The following is a 26,722-nucleotide window of genomic DNA, read 5'->3' on the forward strand; positions in this document are numbered from 1 at the left end:
TTTGAGACAGGCCCGGTGGGGCCCGTGCTGGCTGGATTACTCCATCATCTTCTCAATCGGCAGAACCAGGATCGAGCTGGCGCCGAGCGCTTTCAGTTTTTCCATGGTTTCCCAGAACAGGGTTTCGCTGCTGACCATGTGCATCGCTACGCGCTGCTTATCGCCCGCCAGCGGCAGGATCGTCGGACGCTCGGCGCCCGGCAGCAGAGCCACGACTTCTTCCAGGCGCTCGGTCGGCGCGTGCATCATGATGTATTTCGATTCCCGGGCCTGGATCACGCCCTGAATGCGGGTCAGCAGGCGGTCAATCAGCTGCTGTTTGGCATCGGCGATTTCGCCGTCGCGCTGAATCAGGCAGGCTTTGGAGCGGAACATCACTTCCACTTCGCGCAGACCGTTGGCTTCGAGGGTCGCGCCGGTAGACACCAGGTCGCAGATGGCGTCGGCGAGGCCCGCGCGCGGGGCGACTTCAACGGAGCCGTTCAGCAGGCAGGACTTAAACGAAATTCCTTTCTGATCGAGGTAGCGCTTCAGCAGGTGCGGGTAGGAGGTGGCGATGCGTTTGCCATCCAGCGCCGACGGGCCGTCCCAGCGCTCATCCGCCGGCGTGGCCAGCGACAGGCGGCAGCCGCCGAAATCAAGACGGCGCAGGGTGAAGTAGCGCGGGTCTTCGCCCTGAGCGCGGCGGCTCAGCAGCTCTTCTTCCAGCACGTTTTCGCCGATAATCCCCAGATCGACCACGCCGTCCATAATCAGGCCCGGGATATCGTCATCACGCACGCGCAAAATATCGATAGGCATATTTTCTGCCAGCGCAATCAGGCGCTGAGTGTGCAGATTCACTTTGATGCCACAGCGGCTCAATAATTCGCGTGAATCTTCGCTCAGGCGGCCTGATTTTTGAATAGCTATGCGTAAACGGCTGTTGTCTAACATTCTTGTTTTCCTCTTATACCTGTCTGAATCTGTCCGAATTTAATTCAAAAAAAAGCCCCCGGAAGTAAATCTTCCGGGGGCTCTCTTTGCGTTCATGCACCTCTGGAAGATCCAAATGTCTTCCAGCACACATCGCCTGAAAGACTAGTCAGGATGATGGTGATGATGGTGGTTTTTAGATTGAACGCAGTTCATAAAATTCTCTTTGAATGACTATGCATTTGATGCCTTTTAACCTAAACCAGTTCAGCGGCATAAAGCAAGGGCTTTTTACTATCATTAATTCATTTCATATTGACCGAAGAAATTGTCAGCTGCCGCCGGCTGGCGTAGCCTTAAGTCAGCACAGCGAAAGAGTCAGGAGCCAGGATATGAAAAAGGTCGCGATTGTCGGATTAGGATGGTTGGGTATGCCCCTTGCGCTGTCGTTGATGGCGCGTGGGTGGGAGGTGACCGGCAGTAAGACGACGCAGGATGGCGTGGAGGCGGCACGGATGTGCGGAATTGACGGCTATCCGCTGCGTCTTGAGCCCCAGCTGGTTTGCGACACGGAAGATCTGGATGCATTGATGAACGTTGATGCGCTGGTTATCACCTTACCGGCTCGCCGCACCGGGCCGGGGGAGGATTTCTATCTGCAGGCGGTACAGGAAATTGTGGATACCGCTTTAGCCCACCACGTGCCGCGGATAATTTTTACCAGCTCAACCTCGGTGTATGGCAACGCCAGCGGCACCTTAAAAGAGGGGGCCCCCCGAAATCCGCAAACCGCCAGCGGCAGGGTGCTTAAAGAGCTGGAGGACTGGCTGCATAACCTTCCGGGGACCTCGGTCGATATTTTACGCCTCGCCGGGCTGGTGGGGCCCTCGCGCCATCCGGGACGTTTCTTTGCCGGTAAGTCGGCGCCGGACGGCCAGCAAGGGGTCAATCTGGTCCATCTGCAGGATGTTATCGCCGCGATTGAGCTGCTGCTGCAGGCCCCGAAGGGCGGACACATCTATAATATATGTGCGCCAAAGCATCCCGCTCGCGGCGTCTTCTATCCGCAGATGGCCCGCGAACTTGGCATTCCGCCGCCGGTGTTTGCCGATAATCCGGACGGCGGTAGCGGCAAGATTATCGACGGCAACCGTATCTGCTATGAGCTGGGGTTTGAGTATCAGTACCCGGACCCGCTGGTCATGCCGATGGAATAATCAGTCAGCGGGAAATCGCGAACCGTAAGGGGGCGGCGATGAAACCACTGCTGGATGTCCTCGTTATTCTGGATGCGCTGGAAAAAGAGGGGAGCTTTGCCGCAGCGTCGGCAAAGCTTTATAAAACGCCCTCCGCGCTGAGCTACACCATTCACAAGCTGGAAAGCGACCTCAATATTCAGCTTCTTGACCGCAGCGGACACCGCGCGCGCTTTACGCCCACCGGGCAGCTGCTTCTGGAAAAGGGGCGCGAAGTGCTGCACACCGCCCGCGAGCTGGAAAAACAGGCGATTAAGCTGCACCAGGGCTGGGAAAATGCGCTGGTCATTGCCGTGGACGCCACCTTTCCCTTCTCTTTACTGGCGCCGCTGGTGGGCCAGTTTTACCAGCAGCACAATCTGGCGCAGCTGCGCTTTTGCCGCGAGACGCTAACCGACCGCTGGGAGGCGTTGGTTGAAGGGCGGGCGGATATCGTGCTGGGGGCGTTAAGCGACCCGCCGGCTCTTGGCGGCTACGGTTTCAGCCCGCTGGGCGAGCTGGAGCATGTTTTTGTCGTCGCGCCGCAGCATCCGCTGGCGCAGATGCCGGAACCGCTGAGCTGGCGGGTGATGAAGCGCCAGCGGGCCATTATCTGCGGCGGCGGCTGGCCATCAGCCGACGATCGGGAGCATCTGGCCGCGTTTGATTTTCCCGGCCAGCTGGAGCTGGTTTCCGCCGGTCTCGGCTGGGGCTATCTGCCGCGATACCTGGCGCAGCCCCAGCTGGACCGCGGCGAGCTGATAATGAAAGAGGTCGCCGCCCATCAGCCGATTCATCGGGCGTGGATTGGCTGGCAGGAGGACGCTTCCGGCCTCGCCAGCGGATGGTGGCAGAATGCAGTTTTAGCAAATAATGCTATTGGCAGGATATACAATACTAAAATCGTATGAATATTAGGATGTTAAATAATTCCTACAATTATTTGGCTCTTCAACGGCTTGTCATCCGGCCAGTAAATGTTGCAAAATACGCGGCCTGAAAAACAGAAACTAGCCGACGCTTTTTAAAGTGTCGGTTATTTTTTTGCTTTAAAGACACATCATTCAATACCAAGAGGCCGGGCTTCGTACCGGATAGATATTTACTAAAAACCGACAGTTGTTGTCGCTGAGGAATACACAGAAATGGGGCAATTTTTTGCTTACGCGATGGCTTTCGCCGTAAAAGGGGATGACCACAATGTCGCATAACGCTACTCCAAAAACCTCTCGCGTGGAATTACGTAAAACCCTTACGTTGATTCCGGTTGTCATGATGGGCCTGGCCTATATGCAGCCGATGACGCTGTTCGATACGTTTGGTATCGTCTCTGGATTGACTGACGGTCACGTTGCGACGGCCTACGCCTTCGCGCTGATCGCAATTCTTTTCACGGCGCTGAGCTACGGTAAACTGGTTCGTCGTTTTCCGTCGGCAGGCTCCGCCTACACCTACGCTCAGAAATCTATCAGCCCGGCCGTTGGCTTTATGGTTGGCTGGTCATCGCTGCTCGACTATCTGTTTATGCCGATGATCAACATCCTGCTGGCGAAGATTTACTTTGAAGCGCTGATGCCTTCCGTTCCGTCGTGGATCTTCGTGGTTGCGCTGGTCGGTTTTATGACCGTATCCAACCTGCGCAGCATCAAGGCCGTGGCGAACTTCAATACCCTGATTGTGGTTCTGCAGATGGGTATCGTGGCGGTTATCGTCGGCCTGATTATCTACGGCGTCATGCACGGTGAAGGCGCCGGTACGCTGACCAGTACCCGTCCGTTCTGGTCTGAAGGGGCCCACGTGGTGCCGATGATTACCGGTGCGACCATTCTGTGCTTCTCGTTCCTCGGCTTTGACGGTATCTCTTCTCTGTCTGAAGAGACCAAAGACGCAGAGCGCGTGATCCCGAAGGCTATCTTCCTGACCGCGCTGATCGGCGGGATGATCTTCATCGGCGCCTCTTACTTCCTGCAGCTGTACTTCCCGGATATCTCGCGCTTTAAAGATCCGGACGCGTCGCAGCCTGAAATCATGCTGTACGTAGCGGGCAAAACCTTCCAGTGGGGCGTGCTGATCTTCTCCAGCGTGACCGTTCTGGCTTCCGGCATGGCCGCACACGCGGGCGTTTCCCGTCTGATGTACGTGATGGGCCGCGACGGCGTATTCCCGACCAGCTTCTTCGGCTACGTTCACCCGAAATGGCGTACCCCGGCGTTTAACGTCCTGCTGGTGGGCGCGATTGCGCTGCTGGCGATTAAATTCGACCTGGTGACCGCGACGGCGCTGATTAACTTCGGGGCGCTGGTGGCCTTCACCTTCGTTAACCTGTCGGTGATTTCACAGTTCTGGATCCGTGAGAAGCGTAACAAGACCCTGAAAGACCACATCAACTACCTGGTGCTGCCAACCTGTGGCGCGCTGACCGTAGGCGCACTGTGGGTCAACCTGGAACAGAGTTCTATGGTTCTGGGCCTGATTTGGGGCACCATCGGCCTGGTTTATCTGGCCTGCGTGACCCGTCGTTTCCGCAACCCGGTTCCGCAGTACGAAGACATTGCCTGATCGGGCGACAGGATAAAAAAAGCCGGGGGGAGACCTCCGGCTTTTTTGTTTCCGCTACTTCTGCACTTCCTGGCGCATCACTCTGAGTAGCGTATCCAGCAGCCCGGGAAAACGCGCCTCCAGATCCTCCCGGCGCAGCGAAATCATATTCTCCCGCCCCTGCGGGCGCTGCCATATCACGCCGCTATCGCGCAGAACGCGCCAGTGGTGGGTCATGGTGGACTTCGCGACGTCTTCATGGCGCAGGGCGTTGCAGCTCTGCTCGCTGCCGTCGGCGAGGATGCGAATAATCTCCAGCCGCATCGGATTCCCAAGGGCAAAAAGAACATTTTCAAGGCGGATTTGTTCACGTTCGGGGTGATTGGCGATCATAATATTCCTGTGTCGGCGGTTGCTCTGTTCCGCGGAACAGCAGCCCGTATCGGCGGTTGGCCGGTAATATACCCAAACTCAATCGCTAAAGCCACGCGCGCTGCCGCAGCTTCACCAATAGTAACGATAGCAAAAATAGTTCTAATATACTCGTACAGTTGTACTATGATAGATGCCGTTGAACGAACCGCGGCCATTTCGCCGCTCACTGACAGTCAAAATGACTAAGGACGCATCATGCCCCGACCCATCCCCCTCGAACGTTATCGCAACATCGGTATCTCCGCGCATATCGATGCCGGTAAAACCACCACCACTGAGCGCATTCTGTTTTATACCGGAATGAGCCATAAGCTGGGTGAAGTACACGATGGCGCGGCAACAACCGACTGGATGGCGCAGGAGCAAGAGCGCGGGATCACCATAACCTCCGCCGCGGTCAGCTGTTTCTGGCCCGGTATGGACCGCAGCTTTGAGCCGCACCGCATTAATATCATCGACACCCCAGGGCACGTCGATTTTACGATTGAAGTCGAACGCTCCATGCGGGTGCTGGATGGCGCGGTAATGGTCTACGACTCCGTGGGCGGCGTGCAGCCGCAGTCGGAAACCGTATGGCGGCAGGCGAATAAGTACCAGGTCCCGCGGCTGGCCTTCGTCAATAAAATGGACCGCCCCGGCGCCGATTTCTTCCGCGTGGTGCAGATGATGATCGACCGCCTGAAGGCCAACCCGGTACCGGTGGTGATTCCCGTCGGCGCCGAGGAGCATTTCGTTGGGGTCGTGGACCTCATCAAAATGCGCGCCATTTTGTGGGACGATGCGACCCAGGGGATGACCTTCAGCTATGCGCCGGTGCCGGATGAGCTGCTGGCAACCGCCCGCCAGTGGCGGGAGAAAATGGTCTCAGCGGCGGCGGAAGCCAGCGATGAGCTGATGGACAAATATCTGGAAACGGGCGATCTGAGCGAGGCTGAGATCGTAGCCGGGCTGCGTAAGCGCACCGTTGCCGGAGAGATCCAGCCGGTGCTGTGCGGCAGCGCCTTTAAGAATAAAGGCGTCCAGCGGATGCTCGACGCGGTCGTCGAACTGATGCCTTCCCCGCTGGATATCCCGGCGATTCAGGGCGTTGATGAGAAAGGCCGGCCGGCAGAGCGCCATCCTGCTGACGATGAACCGCTCTCAGCGCTGGCGTTCAAGCTGATGACCGACCCCTACGTGGGCCAGCTGACCTTTATCCGCGTCTATTCTGGCACCCTGAAGAAAGGGGATGCGGTGTATAACCCGGTTAAAGGTAAAAAAGAGCGTATCGGCCGCATCGTGCTGATGCACGCCAACGATCGCCACGAGGTGGACGAGCTGCATGCCGGCGATATCGCCGCCTGCGTCGGTCTAAAAGACGTCACCACCGGCGACACGCTGTGCGATCCGAACGCGATCGTTACCCTGGAGCGGATGGAGTTTCCGGAGCCGGTGATTTCGCTGGCTATCGAGCCGAAAACCAAAGCGGATCAGGAGAAAATGGGCATTGCGCTGCAGCGCCTGGCGGCGGAAGATCCGTCGTTCCGCCTGCACACCGACGAGGAGTCAGGCCAGACGATTATTTCCGGGATGGGCGAGCTGCATCTGGAAATTATCGTTGACCGGATGCGACGCGAATTTGGCGTTGAGGCGAATATCGGCCGCCCGCAGGTAACCTACCGCGAGACGATCCGCAAAACGGTGAAAGAGGTGGAAGGCAAATTCGTCCGCCAGTCCGGGGGTAAGGGGCAGTACGGCCACGTGGTGCTGACTCTCGAACCGCTGGAGCCCGGCAGCGGCTTCGTATTTGAAGATGCCACCAAAGGCGGGGTGGTGCCGCGCGAGTACATTCCTTCGGTGGAAAAGGGCCTGCGTGAAGCGATGGGCACCGGCGTACTGGCAGGATATCCGGTGGTGGACGTCAAAGCGACCCTGACTTTTGGTTCGTACCACGACGTCGACTCCTCGGAAATGGCCTTCCGCATGGCGGCCATTTTCGGCTTCAAGGAGGGCGCGCGCAGGGCCGACCCGGTGATCCTCGAACCGGTGATGCATGTGGAAGCGGAAACGCCGGAAGAGTACGCCGGTAATATTATGGGCGATCTCTCCTCCCGCCGCGGCATGGTGCAGGGGATGGAAGAGCGCTTCGGCAGCCAGATTATTCGCGCCGACGTGCCGCTGGCCGAGATGTTCGGCTATTCCACGACGCTACGCTCGATGTCCCAGGGGCGGGCGACCTACAGCATGGAGTTCCATCATTACGCGGAGGCCCCGCGTAACGTGGCGGAGGCGATTATCGCCAGCCGCGCGAAAGGGTAAATAACCGTTCCCGGCCTGCGCCACGCTGAGCCGGGAATTTATTTATATTAAACAATATCCTGCGCGTACTGCCACAGCGCTTTCACTAGCGTCAGCTTTTCATTATCGTCAGCATACTGCTGCTGCAATGTCTGCAGCTCATCGGCATAAGCCTGCAAAAACTCCGGCGTAAACACCTCCCGACGATGCTCTAACCAGCGCTGCTGCTCGGCTTCATCGAGGCTGCCGGGGAAGTTTCGCGCGCGATAGTTAAACAGCAGGTGTTCGATACGCGGATCGGCGAAGGTAATGTCCAGCGCCGGCAGGTTGCGCGGCTCGGTCTCCAGCACAATCTTCATCGCCGCGCGGTCGGCATCGCTGAAGAAGCCGTTATAGAGCTGAGTATCGACGTTGTCGGAAGGAACGAACGGCTCCGCCTCGGCAAAGATCGCCACCACTTTTTCCCGCACCTGCGGCTGGCCGCGCAGCAGCTGCAGGTTATCCAGACAGCGCTGACGGTTGATGCCCAGACGCTCCGCGTCTTCCGGGCGCAGCGTATTGGCCTTGGCCAGCACCGGGCATTTGTTGAGGTGGACCAGCTTGACCGGTACCGCCGGCAGGTCGCCGAGGTCGGCTTTTGCGGTATACAGCCGCTCGCGCAGCGCGTCTGCGTCCAGCTCCAGCAGCGGCGACATATCGCCGGCAAGGTCAACCATAATCACCGCATTGCGATTATCCGGATGCCAGGCCAGCGGAGCCACCCAGCTGGTGTTGCCGCGTGCGGCGCCGAACATTCCGGAAACGTGGACCAGCGGCGTCATCTGCGGCACGTCAATCAGCGTCGCCAGCTTGCGCTTATTGCGGAAGGTGTAAAGGTAGTCGAACAGGCGAGGCTGTCGGGTTTTGACCAGTTTCGCCATGGCGATAGTGGCATACACGTCGGCCATCGCATCGTGGGCGTTACTGTGCTCGATGCCGTTGGCCACGGTCAGATGCTCAAGGCGAAAGCTGGGCAGGCCGTCGTCGTTTTCCGGCCAGTTGATGCCTTCCGGGCGCAGCGCGTAGCAGGCGCGCATCACGTCCAGCAGATCCCAGCGCGAGTTATCGTGCTGCCAGCTCCAGGCGTAGGGATCGTAGAAGTTGCGATAGAAAATATTGCGGCTGACTTCGTCATCGAAACGCACGTTGTTGTAACCCACAATGCAGGTCTTTGGCACCGTGAACAGATCGTGAATGCGGCGGGCAAAAGCGGCTTCATTGTCGCCCTTGGCGATCGCTTCCTGCGGCGTTATCCCGGTAATCATCACCGCCTGGGGCTGCGGCAGATAGTCGTCAGCCGGCTTGCAGTAGAATACCTCGGGCTCGCCGATAACGTTAAGATCCGCATCGGTGCGGATAGCGGCAAACTGCGCCGGCCGGTCAAGGGACGGGCGGGTGCCAAAGGTCTCGTAGTCGTGGAACAAAAATCCGGGCTGGTTGGCGCTATCTTGCATAGTCTGTCTATTTTCCGTGGTGGTTGGCGTCCATACGCTAAATCGTTCGGGGTGAGCCACAAAGCCAGCGCACGTGCAGCTTGAAGTATGACGGGCTATGGTAAACGATTTGTCCGGCCATCAGAAGGGCATCGGCCGCGCAGCGCGTTTATCGTGTCATATTTTCTTGCAATTAAACCATGATATGAAAGGAGAATTTCCGTAAAAAGGACGGCGGATCTGTAAATCTTGAGGATATGCCGTTGAAAGGCCGTTTTTTTATTGCTGTAACTTTGCTCGCTTCGAGCGTTTCTTGCGCCTTTGCCGCGAATGATTTTCCCGTCACCGTGACGCCGCCTTCCATTCAGGCAGGCTCCTGGGTGCTGATGGACTACACCACCGGTCAGATCCTGACCGCCGGTAACGAACATCAGCAGCGTAACCCCGCCAGCCTGACGAAATTAATGACCGGCTATGTGGTCGATCGCGCCATCGACAGCCATCGCATTACCTTTGACGATATGGTCACCGTCGGCAAAGATGCCTGGGCGAAGGGCAACCCGGTATTCGATGGTTCATCGCTGATGTTCCTCAAGCCCGGCGATCGGCTTAGCGTCCGTGATTTAAGCCGCGGGCTTATCGTCGACTCCGGTAACGACGCCTGCGTGGCGCTGGCCGACTACGTTGCCGGCGGCCAGCCGCAGTTCGTTGCCCTGATGAATGAATACGTACAAAAGCTGCACCTGCAGGACACCCATTTTGAAACCGTACACGGGCTGGATGCGCCGGGGCAGCATAGCTCGGCCTACGATCTGGCGGTCCTGTCTCGGGCGATTATTCACGGCGATCCTGACGTGTACCACATGTACAGTCAGAAAAGCCTGACGTGGAACGGTATTACCCAGCAGAACCGCAACGGTCTGCTGTGGGATAAAACCATGAACGTCGATGGCCTGAAAACCGGCCACACCTCCGGCGCCGGTTTTAACCTGATTGCCTCCGCCGTCGACGGCCAGCGTCGCCTGATAGCGGTGGTGATGGGGGCCGAGAGTCCGAAAGGGCGCGAGCAGCAGGCGGCCAAACTGCTGCACTGGGGCCAGCAAAACTTCGATACCGTCCAGGTCCTGCAAAAAGGTAAAAAAGTGGGCAGCGAGCCTATCTGGTATGGCGATAAGGACCAGATCCAGCTCGGCACCGACCAGGACTTCTGGTTAGCGCTGCCGAAGTCGGAGGTTTCGCGTATTAAGGCCAAATATGTGCTGGATCAGAAAGAGCTGGAGGCGCCGATCGCCGCCAATCAGCGGGTCGGGGAGATTTCGCTCTACGACGGCGATAAGGTCGTGGCCCACTGGCCGCTGGTGACGCTGGAAAGCGTTGGCGAAGGCGGCCTTTTCTCGCGTATGAGTGATTATCTGCACCACAAGCTCTGACCTTCGTGCCGCTCTCTCCCGGAGCGGCATCTTTTCCCGCAGCGCGCTGTTGTGGCGCTGGTTGGCGATTCGTTTAGTTTCAGTCAATTACCTTACCTGCTCACCTTTAAGGAAATACGCCGGCGCCCGTGCGCCTGAAATGGAGCTGGGAAGATGAAATTTTTCGCGCGTAGTGCGCTTTCTCTGGGACTTCTTGCCGTTTTTAGTCCCGCAAGCTTAGCCTCTGGCCTGGTTCTGGCCGATAACGACTTCCGCAATGATTTAGCCTGGTTATCCGATCGTGGAGCCCTCTCGTTGAGTTTATCGACCTGGCCCCTGAGCGAGGAGGAGATCGGCCGCGCGCTGGCCAACGCTCATCCGGCAACATCCACAGAGAGGGTGGTGCTGGGCCGGGTGAATCAACGGCTGAGGTCGCTAAAAGCCGACGTGCGCGTCACCGGCTATAGCTCAACCGACAAACCGGGAACGCCGCAGGGCTTTGCCGGGTCTTATCCTGCCGACCAGTCGCTCTCCATCGCGCTCAATAACAGCGGCGAATGGTGGGATCTGCACCTGCAGGGCAACGTTGAAGGAGACAAGCGCATCGGCAATAGCTCCAACGTTAACGCCAACGGCGCTTACGGGGCGCTGAAGCTGTGGAACCAGTGGCTGGCGTTTGGCCAAATTCCGCAGTGGTGGGGGCCCGGCTATGAGGGGAGCCTGATTCGTTCCGACGCCGCGCGGCCGATGACCGGTTTTCTGCTGCAGCGCGCCGAACAACGGGCTCCGGAGAACGCCTGGCTAAGCTGGATTGGCCCCTGGCAGTACCAGCTTTCCGCCAGCCAGATGAGCCAGTACGCGGCGGTACCGCATACTAAAATTTTTGGCGGCCGCCTGACGGTATCCCCCTTTACCTCGCTGGAGCTGGGCGCTTCGCGCATTATGCAGTGGGGCGGCGAGGGGCGGCCTTCCTCCTTTGGCAGCTTCTGGGAGGGGCTCACCGGGCGCGATAACACCGGCGATTCGGCGGACGATCCGGGCAATCAGCTGGCGGGCTTTGATTTTAAACTGAAGCTGGCGCCGACGACGGGCTGGCCGGTGAGCGTCTACGGGCAGATGATCGGCGAGGATGAAGCCGGGTACCTGCCGTCCGCCCACCTTTACCTCGGCGGCGTCGAAGGGCATCACCAGTGGAACAGTAGCGCGATTAACTGGTACCTGGAGGCGCACGATACCCGCTCGAATATGGGGCGCACCAACTACATCTATAACCACTTTATCTATAAAGATGGCTACTACCAGCAGGGTTATCCGTTAGGCGACGCGATGGGCGGCGACGGGCGTCTGTACGCCGGTAAGGTCGAACTGGTGACGGAGGAGAATCAGCGCTGGAGCGCGCGGCTGGTTTACGCCGAGGTGAACCCGAAAAATCAGCGGATTAATAAAGCCTTCCCGCACGCCGATACCTTGAAGGGCGTGCAGTTAGGCTGGAGCGGCGACGTGATGCCCACCGTGCGCCTCAGCACCTCCCTGTGGTATACCGACGCTAACCACAGCGACAGCGACGATCTGGGCGCCAGTGTCGGGATTGAGCTACCTTTTAGCCTGTAACCGCCGGCGGCGTTTTTCGCCGCCACGTCGTGCCTCTTCCCAGCGCAAAGCAGGCCAGCGGCAGAGGCAGGGTGACGATCAGCAGCATCCACAGCAGGGTATAGACCGCGTCAACGCCGTCGTTTTGCAGGTTGGTATAGAGTTTTACCGGGATCCCCTGGGGGAAATAGGCAAAGATCATCACAATGCCGAACTCGCCGACGGCGCGTACCCAGGCCAGCGCCACCGCGGAGGCCAGCCCCGGCAGCGCCATCGGCAGGGCTAGAAAGCGAAAGCGATTCCAGCCCGTTGCCCCCAGCGTTTGTCCGGCTTCAAGGATCGCTTTCGGCACCGTGGCGAAGGCGGAGCGGGCGACCACGATAAAGTAGGGCAGCGCGCCGTAGACCTGCGCCATGACAAAGGCGGCGGGATTGTTCACCAGCGTGACGCCCATTCGCGTCAGCCATTGTCCGGCCAGCCCGTAGGGGCCATAGGCCGAGACCAGTAAAATCCCCATCGCCAGCGGCGGCGTCAGCAGCGGGATCATCAGCAGCAGCTCCGCCAGCAGACGCCGACGACCGCTGGCCTGCGACAGCCACCAGGCGGTCGGCAGGCCTATCGCCACGATCGTCGCCAGCGCCAGGCACCCCAGCCCCATCGACACGAGGATCGCATCGTCGTCCCGCCAGGCCAGCCGCAGATGCTGCCACGGCGTGACGCTGATTAGGGTGAGGAAGGGGACGCTGAGCAGCAGCAGAGCCGGCAGCGCGAGCCAGCCGGCAATGCGCCCGGCGCGTTTTACCTGGCGTATAGGTTTTCCCCTTTTGCCGCGGCGTAGCCGTACTGTTTAAACAGCTGCTGCCCCTGAGCGCTCTCCATGAACCGGATGAATTTTTTCCCTTGTTCCACGCCGTTCGGCGCGTTTTTCAGCACCGCGGCGTAGAAGACCAGCGGCTGAGTGTGCAGCGTCTGGTCTTTACCAGCGCTGTCCTTAATGGTGAAGCTGACGGTGTCATACCACTGTTTCGCCATTGCCGGGTTGCTGAGGTTAATCTCATCGGGCAGCGCGACGTAGGGCAGGTGGGCGGAGAGGACTTCGCTTTCGTAGCCCGCCGCGGCGTCAACCTGGCCGCTCTCCAGACGGCTTAGCAGGCCGCCCTCCTGGTGGGTCTGCGCCGGGTTTTGCAGCTCGCCGAGGATTTTTTCACTGATGCCAGGCTGGCGGTAATACTTCTCGGCCAGCAGCAGGGTAAAGACGATATTCTGGCCCTTAGGATCGACGTACGGGTCGGTGCGGCCAAAGCGGACGTCTTTCTGCGTCAGCAGCTTCAGCCACGAGGCATCCTGGTTTTTATTCGCGGCGGCAAACTGCGCGGCATATTTCCCTTTGGGGCTCCAGGCGACCACCATGCTGGTGCTGGCGACCGGGACAGCATCGTCAATCAAGCCGGCGTCTTTCAGGATTTGCATCGGGCCCGGGGTAATGGAGACGAAAACATCGGCGGTCAGCTTGTGGCTTGCCAGCAGGCGCGCCATGCCGTAAGCGCCCTGGCCTTGGCCCTGATAATCGCCGTTTTGCGCTTTGGCAAACGCCGGGCCTAGCCCCTGATCCATCACTTTACCCATCGAGCCGGCATAGGTGACGCGAATATCCTGAGCCATAGCCGCGGGGGCGAACTGCAGTGCCAGCATTGCTGCCAGCGCAAACTTCATTTTTCCTTGCATCGGTAGTTCCACTCGTTATGTTTTTATTTACATAACGATTATCAATAATCAGCGCGGCGAAAACAATTTATGCGCAGGCGGCATTGAGGTGCGGTTGAAGTATCGGTTCTGCGTGTCGGCTTCCTGAATGATTTTTCAGCACCGGCCAATGGCGACTCTGTGAATCCGCGCACATACTGTTTTTTGGCTGCCTGCTACATTGCATGTATATTTATACAGTATTTCTTATCAATAGCGGAGGCAATATGAACTACAGCGTTAAGTCCCTTGGTGCGCGTAAAATAGCCGGTTTTCATATGGTTGGGCCTTGGGAACAGACCGTTAAGCAGGGTTTTGAACAGCTGATGGCATGGGTCAGCAGTCGCCAGATCCCGGCCCGGGAGTGGGTCGCCGTCTATTACGACAACCCGCAGCAGGTGCCGGCGGAAAAGCTGCGCTGCGACACCGTGGTAACGGTGGACGACGACTTCGTCATTCCAGCCAATAGCGAAGGCGCGATCCTGACCGAGATCGCCGGCGGAGAGTACGCTTTCGCCAGCGCGCGGGTGCTGAACCATGATTTCTCCACGCCCTGGCTGCAGTTCTTTGAAAGCCTGCTGCAAAGCAAAGAGCACCAGCTGGCGCCAAAACCCTGTTTTGAGCTTTATCTTAACGACGGCAATCACGACGGCTACTGGGATATCGAAATGTACGTGGCGGTTGAGCGTATCGGCAGGTAGGCGCTTATCCCCGGAGTGAACAAGGTTTCTTACATTAGCGTGATGCTTGCGGTGAAAAAGCAGTTACAATTGGCCTTTTCTTCTTAGCGGAGAGGGTCGTGCGCGCTGATAAATCACTTAAGCCTTTAGAAATTCGTCTGTATCGCCATTACCGAATCGTGCACGGCATACGCATCGCGCTGGCTTTTGTTCTCACCTTTTTACTGGTACGGCTGCTGAACGTACCGGAAGGCACCTGGCCGCTGATTACTCTGGTGGTGGTGATGGGGCCGATATCGTTCTGGGGCAACGTGGTGCCGCGCGCGTTTGAGCGGATCGGCGGCACCATCCTCGGCTCCGCGCTGGGGCTGGTGGCGCTCAAGCTGGAGCTAATCTCCTTACCCGTTATGGTGCTGTGGTGCGCGGCGGCGATGTTCCTCTGCGGCTGGCTGGCCTTAGGGAAAAAACCGTACCAGGCGCTGCTGATCGGCATTACGCTGGCGGTGGTGGTAGGGGCTCCGCCGGGAGACATGAACACCGCGCTGTGGCGAAGCGGCGATGTTATCTTCGGTTCCCTGCTGGCGATGCTGTTTACCGGCATCTGGCCGCAGCGGGCGTTTCTGCACTGGCGTATCCAGATGGCAAATTACGTCACTGCCCTTAATCGCCTGTATCAGGCCGGGATCTCGCCAAACCTGGTCGAGCGTCCGCGGCTGGAAAAACACCTGCAAAAGGTCCTGAACGACGTGGTGAAAATGCGCGGCCTGATTACGCCGGCAAGCAAAGAAACCCATATCCAGAAGGCCATTTTCGAGGCGATTCAGACCGTCAGCCGTAACCTGGTCTGTATGCTTGAGCTGCAGGTCAACGCTTACTGGGGCTCGCGGCCGGGGCACTTTGTGATGCTAAATTCCCTTACGCTGCGCGAAACTCAGCAGATGACCCAGCAAACGCTGCTGACCATCGCCCACGCCCTGTATGAAGGCAACCCGCAGCCGATCCGCGCCAATACTGAAAAGCTTAATGAAATCGTCGCCGAACTGCGTCAGCTTATCAAAGAGCATCCGGGCGAAAACCTCTCGGAAACGCCGATACACGGCTACGTCTGGCTGACGATAGAGCTGGCGCGCCAGCTTGAGCTGCTGTCGAATTTGATCTGTCGGGCGTTGCGTAAATAAAAGCCAGATGCGCGAGAACGACCACAGGTTGCTTCGATTCAGCAGCATTTAGGGGTATGATAACCCTAAAGGAAAAAACATTGTCATCAGCGGCTGCTAACAGTTATGTTAGCCCTATATTGCAGTCGCTTTAGCGAATCCGAATCTCAAATATTAGGGGTATAAAAATGGAAACAACTAAGCCTTCTTTCCAGGACGTACTGGAGTTTGTTCGTCTGTATCGTCGTAAGAACAAACTGCAGCGTGAAATTCAGGACGTTGAGAAAAAGATCCGTGATAACCAGAAGCGCGTACTGCTGCTGGACAACCTCAGCGACTACATCAAACCGGGCATGAGCGTTGAAGCTATCCAGGGCATCATTGCCAGCATGAAGAGCGATTACGAAGATCGCGTTGATGATTACATCATCAAAAATGCTGAACTCTCTAAAGAACGTCGCGATATCTCCAAAAAGCTGAAAGTGATCGGCGAAGCGAAGGTCGAAGAGTAATCTCCCCCGACCCTGCCCGGCGGCGGTTCTCGCCGTCGGGAGTTCTCCCCGGCATTCCCTCTGAACGACTCCTTTCTTCCGTATGGCGAACCGCCGTATAACGCAGGCTGCTGGCCTGAACGTAGAAAAATATGCGCGCAACGGTCCGCTCCCTTTTAGCGCTACGAGGAACATCATGGACACACTTTCGGCCCTCATTGCCGACATTCCGCAGCCGGATCGGGCGGCGATGGCCCAGGCGCAGCAGCATCTTGACGGTTTATTAAAACCCCCCGGCAGCCTGGGCCGCCTGGAGGCGCTGGCCGTGCAGCTGGCTGGAATGCCGGGGCTGAATGGTCAGCTGCGGCTGGCAGAAAAAGCGATCGTGGTGATGTGCGCCGATCACGGCGTCTGGCATGAGGGCGTGACTATCTCACCCCAGGCGATTACCGCGATTCAGGCGATAAATATGACCCGGCAAAATACCGGCGTTTGCGTCCTGGCGGCGCAGGCGGGGGCAAAAGTCCGGGTTGTCGACGCCGGGATCGATGCGGAGCCGATCCCAGGCCTTGTCGACTTAAAAGTGGCGCGAGGCAGCGGCAATATTGCGCAAACGGCGGCGATGAGTCGCGAACAGGCAACGACGCTGCTGCTGGCGAGCATCAGCTATACCCGCGAGCTGGCGTCTCAGGGCGTGACGCTGTTCGGCGTTGGCGAACTGGGAATGGCGAACACCACGCCGGCGGCGGCGGTGGTGAGCGTGCTCACCGGGCGCGATGCGCAGGATACCGTCGGCATCGGGGCAAACCTGCCGCTGTCGCGGCTGGCGCATAAGGCGGAGGTGGTGCGTCGGGCCATTGCCGTCAACCAACCGCAGGCGGAGGATGGCCTGGAGGTGCTGGCGAAGGTTGGCGGTTTCGATCTGGTTGGCATGACCGGCGTCATGCTGGGGGCCGCATCCTGCGGGCTGCCGGTGGTGCTGGACGGCTTTCTCTCCTGTGCATCGGCGCTGGCGGCCTGCCGTATTGCGCCGGCCGTTCATCCCTATCTGATCCCCTCCCATCTGTCGGCGGAAAAGGGCGCGCGCATTGCGTTTGAGCATCTGCAGCTTGAGCCGTATCTGGATATGGGGATGCGTTTGGGTGAGGGGAGCGGCGCGGCGCTGGCTATGCACCTGGTAGAGGCCGCCTGTACGGTGTTTAACGAGATGGGGACCCTGGCGGAGAGCAATATCGTCCTGCCGGAGAGCCGTTAACCGCCAATCAGGGCGCCGTCAGGCGCCCTGTTGCTATCCGGCCTACAGCGCTTTTTGCCACACGCTCTGCGGCAGCAGATAGACCTTGGCCTCGGCCTTCATGCCATCGGTCACGATATGGTGGATGCCGCTGGTCATCACCGCCAGCGTAACGTCAAACGCGTTCAGGCTATCGCCAAAACCGGCGGTCAGGTTGAGCATCGAACCGTTGGCCATCAGGTAAACGGTTTTACCATTCATTTGATAGGCGTTGATATACGGCATAACCTCTTCATGGCTGAACTGGCGCAGGTAGCCGCAGTCAATCTCTTCCGCAACGTGGCCGACGTTAAGGATAAATACCCCGTCTTTCGCTTTATCCAGCGCGCTGCTGTTAACCACCTTTTTAGCGCCGGTTGCCGTGGCGACGACGTCAGCCGAGGCAATGGCGTCCTGCAGTTCGACGACATGCCAGCCGTCGTAAGCCGCCTGCAGGCGACGGGCAGGGTCGAGTTCGGCGACCATCACCTGGCCTCCAAAGGCTTTTGCGGCGGCGGCAACGCCCTGGCCCACCAGGCCATAGCCGATCACCAGCACCTTTTTCTCATGCAGCGTGAGATGGGTGGTCTGGAAGAAGGTGTGCCATGCTGTCAGGCCGACCATGTGGCGGTTATGCAGGCCCTCTTTAACCGGCAGATCGTCCCAGTTAAAAATCGGATAGCCCGGGCGAATATCGCCCAGCCGGCTGACGCCGGAGCCGGTTGCTTCCAGCCCGGCCACGATATTGCCAAATTCGCCGCGCTGGTGGAGCAGGGTGGTGATATCGGCCCCCATTTCACACAGATGCGTCGGCCCCCAGGCGATGGCCTTTTCCCACGACTGCCGCCAGTCGGCATCGCTCATATCGCGCCAGGCGCTGGCTTCTGCTCCGCGCGCGACCAGCCAGCTGACGACCTCGTCCTGTACGGTGGTCGGGTTACAGGTTGTTAAAAATACCTGCGCGCCCTTTTCCAGAATGCCCTGCACCAGCGGGATCATTTTCATATCCAGATGCATACAGCAGGCTAGTCGAACCTGGCTCAGGTCGGGAAGTGCGGCAACCTGGCGCAGAGTGCGCGGCATGTTCTGGCTGGCCCATGCCACTTCTTTCTCTAAATTAATATTATTATTCAACGTATTATGCCTTCAATCCGTAGAGTGGGTGAAATCCCGAACGAGGATGATTCTAGCGTAGTAAGGTGAAATCACATAGCCGGGGTCAATGGCTGCCGGTCAGAGGACGCGAGGGGGATAGGCATGATAAAAACGTGGTTGTTAAAATATGGTTAAAAAAAGAAAATAAAATATAAGAAATTTATATGACCTGAGCGAGCAGTGAGATGTTAAGCGTTTTACCTTCCGCGGTGTTTTCGCGGATCCGCATTTTTATCGGCCGCCTGAAGCCTCATGTTCTTCCGGTTGCCAGAAAGCATATTCTCCTCGGCTCCATCGGCGCGGGGACGGGGCTGGCGGTCACCAGTATGTTCAGCCACTGGCTGCTGGGCGAAGTCAATCTGTGGTTTATCGCCCCGATGGGCGCCTCGGCGGTGCTGCTGTTTGGCGTACCCAGCAGCCCGCTGGCGCAGCCGTGGTCGATTGTCGGCGGCAACGTGCTGTCGGCGCTGATCGGCGTTACCGTTGGCGTGCTGGTGCCTGACCTTGCGTTGGCCTGCGGTCTGGCGGCCGGACTGGCGATTGCGGGCATGTATTTTCTGCGCTGCCTGCATCCGCCGGGCGGCGCCGTTGCCCTGACGGCCATTCTCGGCGGGGCCGGCGTACACAGCGAGGGCTATTACTTTGTGCTGACGCCGGTGCTGCTGAACTCCGCCATGCTGGCCCTGCTGGCGATCGTTTTCAATAACCTTGTTGGACGCCGCTATCCGCATCCGCTGGCGGCGGAAGAGGTGAAAAGCAAGGTCGTTCCGCTGGGGCTTTCGGTGACCCGGGAGGATATTCACGCCGCGCTGCTGGATGGTCAGTTCCTGGATATTGACGAAGATGACGTTCAGGAGCTGCTGGAAAATATCGAACAAAAAGCGCGCCGGCGCATGGCCGCTGCGCCGAGGGCGTAACGCCGCCGTCTGCGTGGGGCGGCGGTGAGCGGCTAAAGCTCGCCGGTCAGATACTGCGCCACGCCGCGGCCAAAACTCCAGTCGCCTTTTTGATTGCTTAGCACCGAAACCATCAAATCATCGGGACTCAGCCCGCAGTGTCCCTGCAGTTCGGCGAGCAGCGTCGCGTAAAACAGCTGTTTTTGTTCTTCGCTGCGTGGGCTGGTGTACACCCTGACCACCACCATCTTTTGACTTCGCGTCAGGCCTAAACCGGTGTCCTCAATCACCATATGGTGAGGCTTGTTTTCATGAACAATCTGGTAGCGATCGCGTTCCGGCACCTTAAAGGCGTGCAGTACGGCGCGGTGGGCGGCATCGAGCAGCGTTTTTATTTCATCTTCACTGCGACCTTCAATCACATCAAATGTCAGTAGCGGCATGGCAGGCCATCCTTATTATCCTGTGTACGATGAGTGGGCAAAACCGATGCTATCCAATGTGACAACGGGCAAAAACCGCTATATTTGAATTCATTGTTTTTACAGGTGAACAATCGAGATGAGCGATCCGCGCCCCGACGTTTTCTGGACCCATTTGTACTGGCTTACGGTGCTGGAAGAGCAGAAAAGCTATACCCGCGCGGCGGAAAAGCTGGCGGTGAGTAAATCGGCAGTCAGCCAGAAAATCAGCGAGCTGGAGCGGGTAACCGGCAAGACGCTGGTGCACCGGACCACCCGCAGCGTGACGCTGAGCGAAGACGGGCTTAGGCTGGTGGCGGAGCTGAATGCGCCCTTCGGCCAGCTCCGCGATATCTTTAACGGCAGCCGCGATGACGAGGGGCCGCTGCGCGGCACGCTGCGGGTTACGGCCCCGGTCGCCTTTTCCCGCCAGCAGCTGGTCCCGGCGATTACCCCTTTTCTGCACCAGCATCCGCAGCTGCAGCTGCAGCTGGAGGTCACCGACCGGCTGGTATCCCTCGCCAGCGAGGGATTCGATCTGGCGATTCGTCACTGTCGTCGCGAGGCGCTGCCGGATACCCATGTCGCGTGGACGCTGTGTCAGACCGCCACGCTGGTTGTTGCCTCGCCAGAGTATATCCGCCGCTTTGGCGTCCCGGACTCCCCCGATGCGCTACGCCACCACCAGTGCCTGACCTACCCGCGCGGTTCGCAAAGCCCTCAGTGGGCGTTTGAGTCTGAGGACGATCGCGCCGGGCGCGTGAGCGTCCCGGTGCGCGGCCCCTTTGCCACGAACAATAGCGAATCGCTGCGCGATGCGGTGCTGTCGGGGCTGGGGATTGCGCTATTGCCCGATTTTAGCGCCCGGGAGGCGATAGGGCGCGGAGAGGTGCAGGAGCTGCTGCCCGGCTGGCGGCCGGTGGACGTTTTTGCCGGCAGTCTGTACGTGATCCGCCCCTACGCGCCGCGCGTATCGCGGGCGGTAGAGACCTTCAGCCGCTATCTGAAAAGTAGCTTCAGCTGAGATTTTGCAGCTCGGTCGCCAGCGCCTGGCGGAAGCGGGGAAGCAGATCTTTTTCGCCCGGCAGGCGCTGCGCGAGAGTGATGGTTTTATCCGCGCGGTAAATCCGGCCGCTGCCCAGCTGTGACTCAAAATCATTGGCCGCCCGATGTGCGGCGATCGGATCGATATCGATCAGGATCACCGCGTGCGCGAGAACGACATGACCGCGGCCCTCCGCCATCGGCCGCCAGTACTGCGCGGTACCGGCAATTTTACGCGCCTGCTCCCCATGGCCGCAGGCAAGGTTATAGCGTCCGTCGCAAAACGAGCCGCTCACCGCCTGAAAATGGGCATCGACGCCAAAGGTCGCCAGCGCGCGCTGCAGCAGACCGCACAGCAACAGATAGATCGGTTCAGCGGCCTCGCCCAGCGGCTGATAGACCGGCCAGGCAAGGCTGAGATTAACAATCCCCGGCCCCTGCGGCACGAGACCACCGCCGGAGCGACGCAGCCACACCGGCCAGCCGCGCCCGGCAAAGCGTTCGCTAACGGCGGAGAGCTGGCTGAATTTTCGGTAGCTGCCGGGGACGACGAATCCCTGCGGAGCATGCCACAGCTGGGCCAGCGCTTCGCCGCTACGGGCCCGCTCGAACAGCGGCAGCTCGGCAAGCGTCGGGTCGGCGTAGTAGTGCAGCGGCAGCTGTTGATGAATGAAGCGCTGCGGCCAGCAGGCCGCTCTGTTGTCCTGAATCATGGAGTCTCCTTATGGACGACGGTTTCCCGTCGTCCCGGGCGCTGTCAGACGTGCTGAGGCTTTTTCATCAACATGGCCGTGATGGCCGAGAGCAGGCAGCCGGCGGTCAGATAGATAGCAACGCTGTGCCAGGAGCCTCCGGAGAAGGTGACCAGCGCGGCGGCGATGAAGGGCGTAAAGCCGCCTCCGACGACGCTGGCGACCTGGTAACCGACGCCGGCTCCGCTGTAGCGGTAGCTGGCGCCGAACATTTCGGTGAACATCGGCTGCTGTACGCAAACCACCATATCGTGGGCGATATTCGCCAGCATCAGCGCGAAGAACAGGATCCAGAAATAGGACTGGCTTTCGAGGGCCATAAAGAACGGGAAGCCGCTTAGCGTACCGATCAGCGCGCCGGTAATATAGATGCGCCGACGGCCAAAGCGATCCGCCAGCCAGGCGAAGCAGGGAATGGTCAGGCAGCTGATCCCGCCAACAAGCAGGCCGATGTTAAGGAACAGCTCGCGCGGCAGGCCGAGATTTTGCGTGGAGTAATTGAGGGCGAAGGCGGTCACGATATACATCGTCAGCAGCTCGCACAGGCGCAGAGCGATAATCAGCAAAAAGGCGCCGGGATGACGGAATAACGCTTCGACTACCGGCAGACGCTTTTTCGCCGGCAGGGGCAGATTTTTCTGCTGCTGATGTTCAAACTCAGCCGATTCGCTCATGCCGTTGCGGATCCACAGCGCCGCCAGCACCAGCACGACGCTGAACAGGAAGGGAAGACGCCAGCCCCAGCTCAAAAATTGTTCATTGCTGGTATTGGCGCTGATTAGCGAGACCAGGCCGGTTGAGAGCAGCAGGCCGACGCCATAGCCAATCTGGACCCCGCTGCTGTAGAAGGCCTTTTTATTCTTCGGCGCGCTTTCGACGGCAAGCAGCGCCGCTCCGCCCCATTCGCCGCCGACGGCAAAACCCTGGATCGCGCGCAGAATCACCAGCAGCACCGGCGCCCACCAGCCGATTTGATTGAACGAGGGCAGCAGGCCAATGCAGGCGGTGGCGATCCCCATCATCCAGACGGTCATCATCAGCATCCGCTTGCGCCCGAGGCGGTCGCCAAAATGGCCGAAGATAATGCCGCCCAGGGGACGAAAAAGAAAACCGACGCCAAAGGTGGCAAAGGCCGCCAGGGTGCCCATTGCCGGGCCGATCTGCGGGAAAAACTCCTTGTTGAAGACCAGCGCGGCGGTGATGCCGTAAAGTAAAAAGTCGTACCAGTCGACCACCGCGCCGGCGAAGCTGCCCCACGCCGCTCTTCGCGCGCGATGAAGTGAGTGGGCTTCCCCGACGGGGCGAGGGGATATAAGCGTTGAGTCCATACCTGTCCTGTCAATCTGTTCTGATGTTACGTTATCGTTATTGGAATGAGACGCACTCTTAGCGGCGCCATCAAAGAGACTACCGCGCCGCCGGACGAGAGAAAAGATTTTTACCCATCGTCATGCATTAACGGCAAAAAATGTGCATTCTACGGTCAGTGATAAGCCGGCGATCGGAAGGTTCTGAAATTCGGCGTTCTTTTTTAATTGAACAGCTCACAACCTTCCGATGACATCTTTTAAGAATTGCCGTAAATGGTTTACAATTAACATATCTCCAATGTCGGAAATGGTGAGTTAAATGCGTTTACTTTTCGCAGCTTTATTTTGTTTCATGATTTTACCAAATGCATTTGCAGAAAAACTGCCCGCACCTACGGGCAAGCCCGTTTTAACCATTTCCGGTCTTATTGGAAATACAAATGAAGGCGATACCGCCGTGTTTGATCTCGCGGCATTAGAGAAGCTGGGCATGCAGACCGTGGAAACGACCACCCCGTGGTACTCAGGGAAAGTGCGCTTTGACGGAATTTCCCTTAGCAAGCTCATGGACTTAGTCGCAGCAAAGGGTCAGTCGGCGAGGGTCATCGCCCTGAATGACTATACGACGATTGTGCCCATTGATGATTTCCATAAATTCCCCGTTATTTTGGCTTTAAAAATGAACGGTGAATATATGCGGGTCCGCGATAAGGGCCCTCTGTTTATTGTTTATCCCTACGACAGCAGCCCTGATTTACAAAATCAGATCTATTATTCTCGCTCGGCGTGGCAGGTTTCGAAAATTATTATTGAGTAATAGCCTGTCCTGCCAGGCGTAATTGTTGGATAGAGTTTGGACACCGGCAGGGCTTAGGGACCAGGGCGTATACGGCGTACGCGGGGGTTTTGAGCTCTGCCCAGGAGCAAACTGATAAATAAAATAGCCTAATGGGATAGGCTCTAAGGGTTTGATCTTGAATCGAATACTCACTGCCATTATTTTGTCGCTTTTCGTTATCACCGGATACATTACCTATCTGGTGCATGAGCGACAGAGCGAGCTGCAAAAGTTGACCCGTTACACGGATTCGTGGTCAATCGCGCAGATAGTCTCTGAGTATATGCGGCTGGAAGCGCATCTAGGCTCCTATGCCCTGGGCGTCGAAGGCGTCGATCGCGATGATGTCCGGCTGCGTCTGGAGATCATGATGGGCCAGATCAAACCTCTGCAGCAGGGGGAGCCGAGTGAGTTTATTCGTAAGGATGCGGGGCGTCGGGCGACTATTGAGAGCCTGATCGCTATTCTGTATCAGCTTGATGAGCAGCTGGATACCATCACCCCGCAGCGGATAAAGCCGATTTTGCATAAGATGGGCGAACTCGACGGCCCTATGACCGGGCTGGCGTCAATGTCGCTGGCGCAGGATATTAATATCGTTAACCTGACCCACGATAAAATACAGAACCTCTATTTTATCTATTCGATAATTTCCATTCTGCTGATCACCATGTGTATTTCTTTAGGGCTGTTAATGCTGCGGCAAAATAACAACCTGCGCCGCGCCCACGTCCGCATGAAGCTGCTGGCGAACGATCTGCAGGCATCAAAAGAGAAGCTCCAGGTGCAAAACCGGCGTTTGCAATACGATGCGTACCATGACTCCTTGACCGGCATGCCGAACCGGCTCTCCTTCTGGCAAAAATTGCAGGAGATCGTCAATCAGGTTCGGCCGTACAACGGTTCCGCGGTGGTTATGCTGTTCGATCTGGACAATTTTAAGGACGTTAACGATACGCTGGGCCATGATTCCGGGGATAAGCTGCTGCAGGATCTTGCCAGCCGTCTCTCCTTTTTCCGCAAAACCTCCGAAACCCTCTACCGGCTCGGAGGGGACGAGTTTGCGCTGGTCTCCTGTGATTTAAGCGAAGAGCAGGCTCTGGCGCGGGCGATGGTTATCCGTGAAAAGATCAGCCAGCCGTATCAGGTTTATGATTCGTTGATTAATATTGACGCGTGCATCGGGATTGTTATTTCTGACCGGGAAACCCGTACCGATTATTTATACAAATGCGCCGATCTTGCGCTTTATGAAGCGAAAAAAGAGGGGTCGGGTACCGTCCAAATTTTCCGCCCCGGGATGCTGCAGCGTCTGCAGGAGAATAAGTCTTTTGAGGACGATCTGCTGCAGGCGCTCGATAACGGTGAATTCCGCGTTTACTACCAGCCGATTGCCGATACGATGAGCGGCGAGATTTATGGCTATGAAGCGCTGGTGCGCTGGTTCCATCCGGTGCGCGGCATGGTGCCGCCGACAATATTTATTCCCGTCGCCGAAAAAATTGGCATGATTAACCCGCTCGGAGAGTGGGTGCTTAAAACCGCGTGTGAGGAAGCGGCGAGCTGGTCGTCACCGCTTAAAGTTTCGGTGAACGTATCGCCCGTTCAGCTGATCAACAGTTCGTTGACCGATACCGTTATCGCGGTACTGAAGCACACGGGGCTGGACCCGCATCGGCTTGACCTCGAAATTACGGAATCAGATGTGTTTAATGAAAACACGCGCTCTTTAGAAATCCTCAGCCAGCTGCGCGAGCTGGGGATTCAAATTTCTATTGATGATTTCGGTACCGGATATTCCTCATTATCGCGCCTGAGCTATTTCCCGTTTGATAAGATTAAAATCGATCGCTCATTTGTCATTAATATTCCAGCACAGAAAGATGATTTGGATATTGTCCGGCTGATTATCAGTATGGGTAAAAGCTTACATATGCGCATCGTGGCGGAAGGCGTCGAGACGGATGAGCAGTTAAAATCTCTCCAGCAATTAGGTTGCGATTTGGTACAGGGCTACCTGATTGGCAAACCCGGCCCGCTGAACACCGCCGGTAATAAATAGTTGAGATGCTTTATTTATCGCGGATCTGTTAATACAGATCCGCCTTGTCGTATATTCAATAAATATAATCCTTGTTGGGTATAAATAGGGGTAGGGGGAAATTTCTTAAAAAATAATACCCTCAGAGATTAAAAGGGGTATATCATATGCAATATATTTTCCCCGTTCCCGACCGTGCTCAATGGTACGGAAAGAGAGGCCGAATCATGCAGCGTATCGTTATTCCGACCCACTACGTGCATACCCGCACAACCCCGTTATGGACCAAAGAAACGGCACCGGCGTCAATCTGGCAGCGGCATCTTGATGCCGGAACGCGGCAGGGCGTTTACCCTCGCCTGGCGGTCATGCAGGGCGCTATACGCTATTATGGTTATACGGATGAAACCGCGCCTGAACCTGTTGAAACGATGACGATAGAGGCCGGCCAGTTCGGCGTCTTCCCGGCGGAAAAATGGCACCGTATTGAAGCGTTGACGGAAGATACCGTCTTTAACGTGGATTTCTACGTCGATCCTAAAATTCTGATAGAGGGATAAAGCTGAACTTATGAACAGTGAAAATAAAGGTTATTCATTAGCTGTTATTAATGGCAACAATGATGAAAAACAAGCAAAAGTCTATCTTAAACCCATGGCGCTTTATGTTCCCGATATTGCGGTTCAGGCCGTAGCAGAACTTATTGGTTCGCTGTCGGTGGATAACCAGCAGGGTAAAGGCTTTGTTCTGTCGGTGACGAATAATAATAACGGCGTATCGGTAGATAAAGAGTTTGCAACCCTCGTCGAATTACAGGACCCGCTCATTGCCGCCGATGCGGTAAAAGACCTGGTTAATATCGTCCGCGGCTATGAATCGGATGAAGAGACCAACGTCTGCGGCTGGTAGCCTCGGCATCGATAAATCAGGCAGGCCTCCTCGATGTCTGCCTTTCCCCCGGACCGTTATCCCACCTTGCATCATTGCCCTTAGATATTGTCCCGCCAGGC

At 57.5% G+C, this 26,722-nt stretch carries 26 protein-coding genes and 1 other annotated feature; of the genes, 16 read left to right on the plus strand and 10 right to left on the minus strand.

Annotation, left to right across the window (positions count from 1 at the left end):
* Positions 1 to 36: 36 nt before the first annotated feature.
* Positions 37 to 936: an ATP phosphoribosyltransferase gene (gene hisG, locus GO007_RS14345; protein WP_095100931.1), complete on the minus strand. Its 900-nt coding sequence runs from the start codon at positions 934 to 936 to the stop codon at positions 37 to 39.
* Positions 937 to 982: 46 nt separating this feature from the next.
* Positions 983 to 1,105 (minus strand) — a sequence feature (His leader region).
* Entirely contained in the window at positions 1,081 to 1,131 is a 51-nt protein-coding gene (hisL, locus tag GO007_RS14350) for a his operon leader peptide (protein WP_115193915.1), read from the minus strand. It overlaps the preceding feature by 25 nt.
* 176 nt (positions 1,132 to 1,307) lie before the next feature.
* On the opposite strand from hisL, the gene GO007_RS14355 reads away from it, so the two are divergent.
* The 3 genes from GO007_RS14355 (at position 1,308) to GO007_RS14370 (ending at position 4,709) form a co-directional block, all read left to right on the plus strand.
* Entirely contained in the window at positions 1,308 to 2,132 is an 825-nt protein-coding gene (locus GO007_RS14355) for an SDR family oxidoreductase (protein WP_095100932.1), read from the plus strand.
* A gap of 38 nt (positions 2,133 to 2,170) precedes the next feature.
* Positions 2,171 to 3,061, plus strand: a complete 891-nt coding sequence (locus GO007_RS14360) for a LysR family transcriptional regulator (protein WP_095100934.1) — start codon at positions 2,171 to 2,173, stop codon at positions 3,059 to 3,061.
* 289 nt (positions 3,062 to 3,350) lie between these two features.
* Complete coding sequence (locus tag GO007_RS14370; protein WP_095100937.1) at positions 3,351 to 4,709, plus strand: APC family permease; 1,359 nt, start codon at positions 3,351 to 3,353, stop codon at positions 4,707 to 4,709.
* A gap of 54 nt (positions 4,710 to 4,763) precedes the next feature.
* On the opposite strand, the gene GO007_RS14375 is transcribed toward GO007_RS14370, so the two are convergent.
* The gene (locus GO007_RS14375) at positions 4,764 to 5,081 is read right to left on the minus strand and encodes an ArsR/SmtB family transcription factor (RefSeq protein WP_095100939.1); all 318 of its coding nucleotides are present in this window, start codon (positions 5,079 to 5,081) and stop codon (positions 4,764 to 4,766) included.
* A 237-nt stretch (positions 5,082 to 5,318) separates the two neighbouring features.
* On the opposite strand from GO007_RS14375, the gene fusA reads away from it, so the two are divergent.
* The gene (fusA, locus tag GO007_RS14380) at positions 5,319 to 7,421 is read left to right on the plus strand and encodes an elongation factor G (RefSeq protein ID WP_095100941.1); all 2,103 of its coding nucleotides are present in this window, start codon (positions 5,319 to 5,321) and stop codon (positions 7,419 to 7,421) included.
* A 47-nt stretch (positions 7,422 to 7,468) separates the two neighbouring features.
* Here fusA and sbcB read toward each other — a convergent pair whose 3' ends face one another.
* On the minus strand, positions 7,469 to 8,893 hold the full coding sequence (gene sbcB / locus GO007_RS14385) for an exodeoxyribonuclease I (RefSeq protein ID WP_095100943.1): 1,425 nt from the start codon (positions 8,891 to 8,893) through the stop codon (positions 7,469 to 7,471).
* 242 nt (positions 8,894 to 9,135) lie between these two features.
* Between sbcB and dacD the strand changes: the two genes are divergently transcribed.
* Positions 9,136 to 10,302 (plus strand): serine-type D-Ala-D-Ala carboxypeptidase DacD, encoded by a 1,167-nt coding sequence (dacD, locus tag GO007_RS14390; RefSeq protein WP_189339868.1) that lies wholly within the window; start codon positions 9,136 to 9,138, stop codon positions 10,300 to 10,302.
* 153 nt (positions 10,303 to 10,455) lie between these two features.
* Positions 10,456 to 11,892 carry a capsule assembly Wzi family protein gene (locus GO007_RS14395; protein ID WP_095100947.1) on the plus strand — a complete coding sequence of 479 codons (1,437 nt, stop codon included), beginning with the start codon at positions 10,456 to 10,458 and terminating at the stop codon, positions 11,890 to 11,892.
* Here GO007_RS14395 and GO007_RS14400 read toward each other — a convergent pair.
* Together GO007_RS14400 and GO007_RS14405 are read right to left on the minus strand one after the other, a co-directional pair.
* Complete coding sequence (locus tag GO007_RS14400) at positions 11,882 to 12,655, minus strand: molybdate ABC transporter permease subunit (RefSeq protein ID WP_095100949.1); 774 nt, start codon at positions 12,653 to 12,655, stop codon at positions 11,882 to 11,884. The genes GO007_RS14395 and GO007_RS14400 overlap by 11 nt on opposite strands.
* A 14-nt stretch (positions 12,656 to 12,669) precedes the next feature.
* The gene (locus tag GO007_RS14405) at positions 12,670 to 13,584 is read right to left on the minus strand and encodes an extracellular solute-binding protein (RefSeq protein ID WP_095100951.1); all 915 of its coding nucleotides are present in this window, start codon (positions 13,582 to 13,584) and stop codon (positions 12,670 to 12,672) included.
* Between the two features lie 257 nt (positions 13,585 to 13,841).
* On the opposite strand from GO007_RS14405, the gene sbmC reads away from it, so the two are divergent.
* The 4 genes from sbmC to cobT all read left to right on the plus strand — a co-directional run bounded on the left by sbmC (position 13,842) and on the right by cobT (position 17,197).
* Positions 13,842 to 14,315: a DNA gyrase inhibitor SbmC gene (sbmC, locus tag GO007_RS14410; RefSeq protein WP_095100953.1), complete on the plus strand. Its 474-nt coding sequence runs from the start codon at positions 13,842 to 13,844 to the stop codon at positions 14,313 to 14,315.
* 98 nt (positions 14,316 to 14,413) lie between these two features.
* A complete protein-coding gene (locus GO007_RS14415) occupies positions 14,414 to 15,472 on the plus strand; it encodes an FUSC family protein (RefSeq protein WP_095100954.1) in 1,059 nt (352 codons plus the stop codon).
* A gap of 167 nt (positions 15,473 to 15,639) precedes the next feature.
* Positions 15,640 to 15,963 carry a DUF496 family protein gene (locus tag GO007_RS14420; protein ID WP_041146350.1) on the plus strand — a complete coding sequence of 108 codons (324 nt, stop codon included), beginning with the start codon at positions 15,640 to 15,642 and terminating at the stop codon, positions 15,961 to 15,963.
* Between the two features lie 175 nt (positions 15,964 to 16,138).
* Complete coding sequence (gene cobT / locus GO007_RS14425; protein ID WP_095101369.1) at positions 16,139 to 17,197, plus strand: nicotinate-nucleotide--dimethylbenzimidazole phosphoribosyltransferase; 1,059 nt, start codon at positions 16,139 to 16,141, stop codon at positions 17,195 to 17,197.
* Between the two features lie 42 nt (positions 17,198 to 17,239).
* Here cobT and GO007_RS14430 read toward each other — a convergent pair whose 3' ends face one another.
* Positions 17,240 to 18,349, minus strand: coding sequence for an adenosylhomocysteinase (locus tag GO007_RS14430; RefSeq protein WP_095100956.1), 1,110 nt, complete (start codon positions 18,347 to 18,349; stop codon positions 17,240 to 17,242).
* A 206-nt stretch (positions 18,350 to 18,555) separates the two neighbouring features.
* On the opposite strand from GO007_RS14430, the gene GO007_RS14435 reads away from it, so the two are divergent.
* Positions 18,556 to 19,287: an HPP family protein gene (locus GO007_RS14435; RefSeq protein WP_095100958.1), complete on the plus strand. Its 732-nt coding sequence runs from the start codon at positions 18,556 to 18,558 to the stop codon at positions 19,285 to 19,287.
* A 32-nt stretch (positions 19,288 to 19,319) separates the two neighbouring features.
* On the opposite strand, the gene GO007_RS14440 is transcribed toward GO007_RS14435, so the two are convergent.
* Positions 19,320 to 19,709: a tautomerase family protein gene (locus GO007_RS14440; protein ID WP_095100960.1), complete on the minus strand. Its 390-nt coding sequence runs from the start codon at positions 19,707 to 19,709 to the stop codon at positions 19,320 to 19,322.
* Positions 19,710 to 19,827: 118 nt separating this feature from the next.
* On the opposite strand from GO007_RS14440, the gene GO007_RS14445 reads away from it, so the two are divergent.
* Positions 19,828 to 20,751 (plus strand): LysR family transcriptional regulator, encoded by a 924-nt coding sequence (locus GO007_RS14445; RefSeq protein WP_095100962.1) that lies wholly within the window; start codon positions 19,828 to 19,830, stop codon positions 20,749 to 20,751.
* Here the strand turns inward: GO007_RS14445 and GO007_RS14450 are convergent.
* Together GO007_RS14450 and shiA are read right to left on the minus strand one after the other, a co-directional pair.
* Positions 20,744 to 21,484, minus strand: coding sequence for a lipoyl protein ligase domain-containing protein (locus GO007_RS14450; RefSeq protein ID WP_095100964.1), 741 nt, complete (start codon positions 21,482 to 21,484; stop codon positions 20,744 to 20,746). The genes GO007_RS14445 and GO007_RS14450 overlap by 8 nt on opposite strands.
* Before the next feature lie 44 nt (positions 21,485 to 21,528).
* Complete coding sequence (gene shiA / locus GO007_RS14455) at positions 21,529 to 22,851, minus strand: shikimate transporter (RefSeq protein ID WP_095100966.1); 1,323 nt, start codon at positions 22,849 to 22,851, stop codon at positions 21,529 to 21,531.
* 301 nt (positions 22,852 to 23,152) lie between these two features.
* Between shiA and GO007_RS14460 the strand changes: the two genes are divergently transcribed.
* The 4 genes from GO007_RS14460 to GO007_RS14475 all read left to right on the plus strand — a co-directional run bounded on the left by GO007_RS14460 (position 23,153) and on the right by GO007_RS14475 (position 26,621).
* Positions 23,153 to 23,650, plus strand: coding sequence for a putative pterin-binding protein (locus GO007_RS14460; RefSeq protein ID WP_095100968.1), 498 nt, complete (start codon positions 23,153 to 23,155; stop codon positions 23,648 to 23,650).
* Between the two features lie 157 nt (positions 23,651 to 23,807).
* On the plus strand, positions 23,808 to 25,733 hold the full coding sequence (locus GO007_RS14465; protein ID WP_095100970.1) for a putative bifunctional diguanylate cyclase/phosphodiesterase: 1,926 nt from the start codon (positions 23,808 to 23,810) through the stop codon (positions 25,731 to 25,733).
* A 206-nt stretch (positions 25,734 to 25,939) separates the two neighbouring features.
* The gene (locus tag GO007_RS14470; RefSeq protein WP_041146340.1) at positions 25,940 to 26,272 is read left to right on the plus strand and encodes a TehB family protein; all 333 of its coding nucleotides are present in this window, start codon (positions 25,940 to 25,942) and stop codon (positions 26,270 to 26,272) included.
* A gap of 10 nt (positions 26,273 to 26,282) precedes the next feature.
* On the plus strand, positions 26,283 to 26,621 hold the full coding sequence (locus GO007_RS14475) for a DUF1869 domain-containing protein (protein WP_095100972.1): 339 nt from the start codon (positions 26,283 to 26,285) through the stop codon (positions 26,619 to 26,621).
* Positions 26,622 to 26,722: the final 101 nt, after the last annotated feature.

Origin of the sequence: Klebsiella sp. 10-1 (assembly GCF_009758445.1) — a bacterium.
Taxonomy (GTDB): domain Bacteria; phylum Pseudomonadota; class Gammaproteobacteria; order Enterobacterales; family Enterobacteriaceae; genus Klebsiella; species Klebsiella scottii.

Bases quoted from the DNA above. Each gene is read 5' to 3' on its own strand.
- GO007_RS14395 (WP_095100947.1), top strand. From the start codon at position 10,456: ATGAAATTTTTCGCGCGTAGTGCGCTTTCTCTGGGACTTCTTGCCGTT.
- sbmC (WP_095100953.1), top strand. From the start codon at position 13,842: ATGAACTACAGCGTTAAGTCCCTTGGTGCGCGTAAAATAGCCGGTTTT.
- GO007_RS14440 (WP_095100960.1), bottom strand. From the start codon at position 19,709: ATGCCGCTACTGACATTTGATGTGATTGAAGGTCGCAGTGAAGATGAA.
- GO007_RS14375 (WP_095100939.1), bottom strand. From the start codon at position 5,081: ATGATCGCCAATCACCCCGAACGTGAACAAATCCGCCTTGAAAATGTT.
- sbcB (WP_095100943.1), bottom strand. From the start codon at position 8,893: ATGCAAGATAGCGCCAACCAGCCCGGATTTTTGTTCCACGACTACGAG.
- GO007_RS14370 (WP_095100937.1), top strand. From the start codon at position 3,351: ATGTCGCATAACGCTACTCCAAAAACCTCTCGCGTGGAATTACGTAAA.
- GO007_RS14405 (WP_095100951.1), bottom strand. From the start codon at position 13,584: ATGAAGTTTGCGCTGGCAGCAATGCTGGCACTGCAGTTCGCCCCCGCG.
- GO007_RS14360 (WP_095100934.1), top strand. From the start codon at position 2,171: ATGAAACCACTGCTGGATGTCCTCGTTATTCTGGATGCGCTGGAAAAA.
- GO007_RS14475 (WP_095100972.1), top strand. From the start codon at position 26,283: ATGAACAGTGAAAATAAAGGTTATTCATTAGCTGTTATTAATGGCAAC.
- GO007_RS14450 (WP_095100964.1), bottom strand. From the start codon at position 21,484: ATGATTCAGGACAACAGAGCGGCCTGCTGGCCGCAGCGCTTCATTCAT.
- hisG (WP_095100931.1), bottom strand. From the start codon at position 936: ATGTTAGACAACAGCCGTTTACGCATAGCTATTCAAAAATCAGGCCGC.
- GO007_RS14445 (WP_095100962.1), top strand. From the start codon at position 19,828: ATGAGCGATCCGCGCCCCGACGTTTTCTGGACCCATTTGTACTGGCTT.
- fusA (WP_095100941.1), top strand. From the start codon at position 5,319: ATGCCCCGACCCATCCCCCTCGAACGTTATCGCAACATCGGTATCTCC.
- shiA (WP_095100966.1), bottom strand. From the start codon at position 22,851: ATGGACTCAACGCTTATATCCCCTCGCCCCGTCGGGGAAGCCCACTCA.
- cobT (WP_095101369.1), top strand. From the start codon at position 16,139: ATGGACACACTTTCGGCCCTCATTGCCGACATTCCGCAGCCGGATCGG.
- GO007_RS14470 (WP_041146340.1), top strand. From the start codon at position 25,940: ATGCAGCGTATCGTTATTCCGACCCACTACGTGCATACCCGCACAACC.
- GO007_RS14355 (WP_095100932.1), top strand. From the start codon at position 1,308: ATGAAAAAGGTCGCGATTGTCGGATTAGGATGGTTGGGTATGCCCCTT.
- GO007_RS14420 (WP_041146350.1), top strand. From the start codon at position 15,640: ATGGAAACAACTAAGCCTTCTTTCCAGGACGTACTGGAGTTTGTTCGT.
- GO007_RS14460 (WP_095100968.1), top strand. From the start codon at position 23,153: ATGCGTTTACTTTTCGCAGCTTTATTTTGTTTCATGATTTTACCAAAT.
- GO007_RS14435 (WP_095100958.1), top strand. From the start codon at position 18,556: ATGTTAAGCGTTTTACCTTCCGCGGTGTTTTCGCGGATCCGCATTTTT.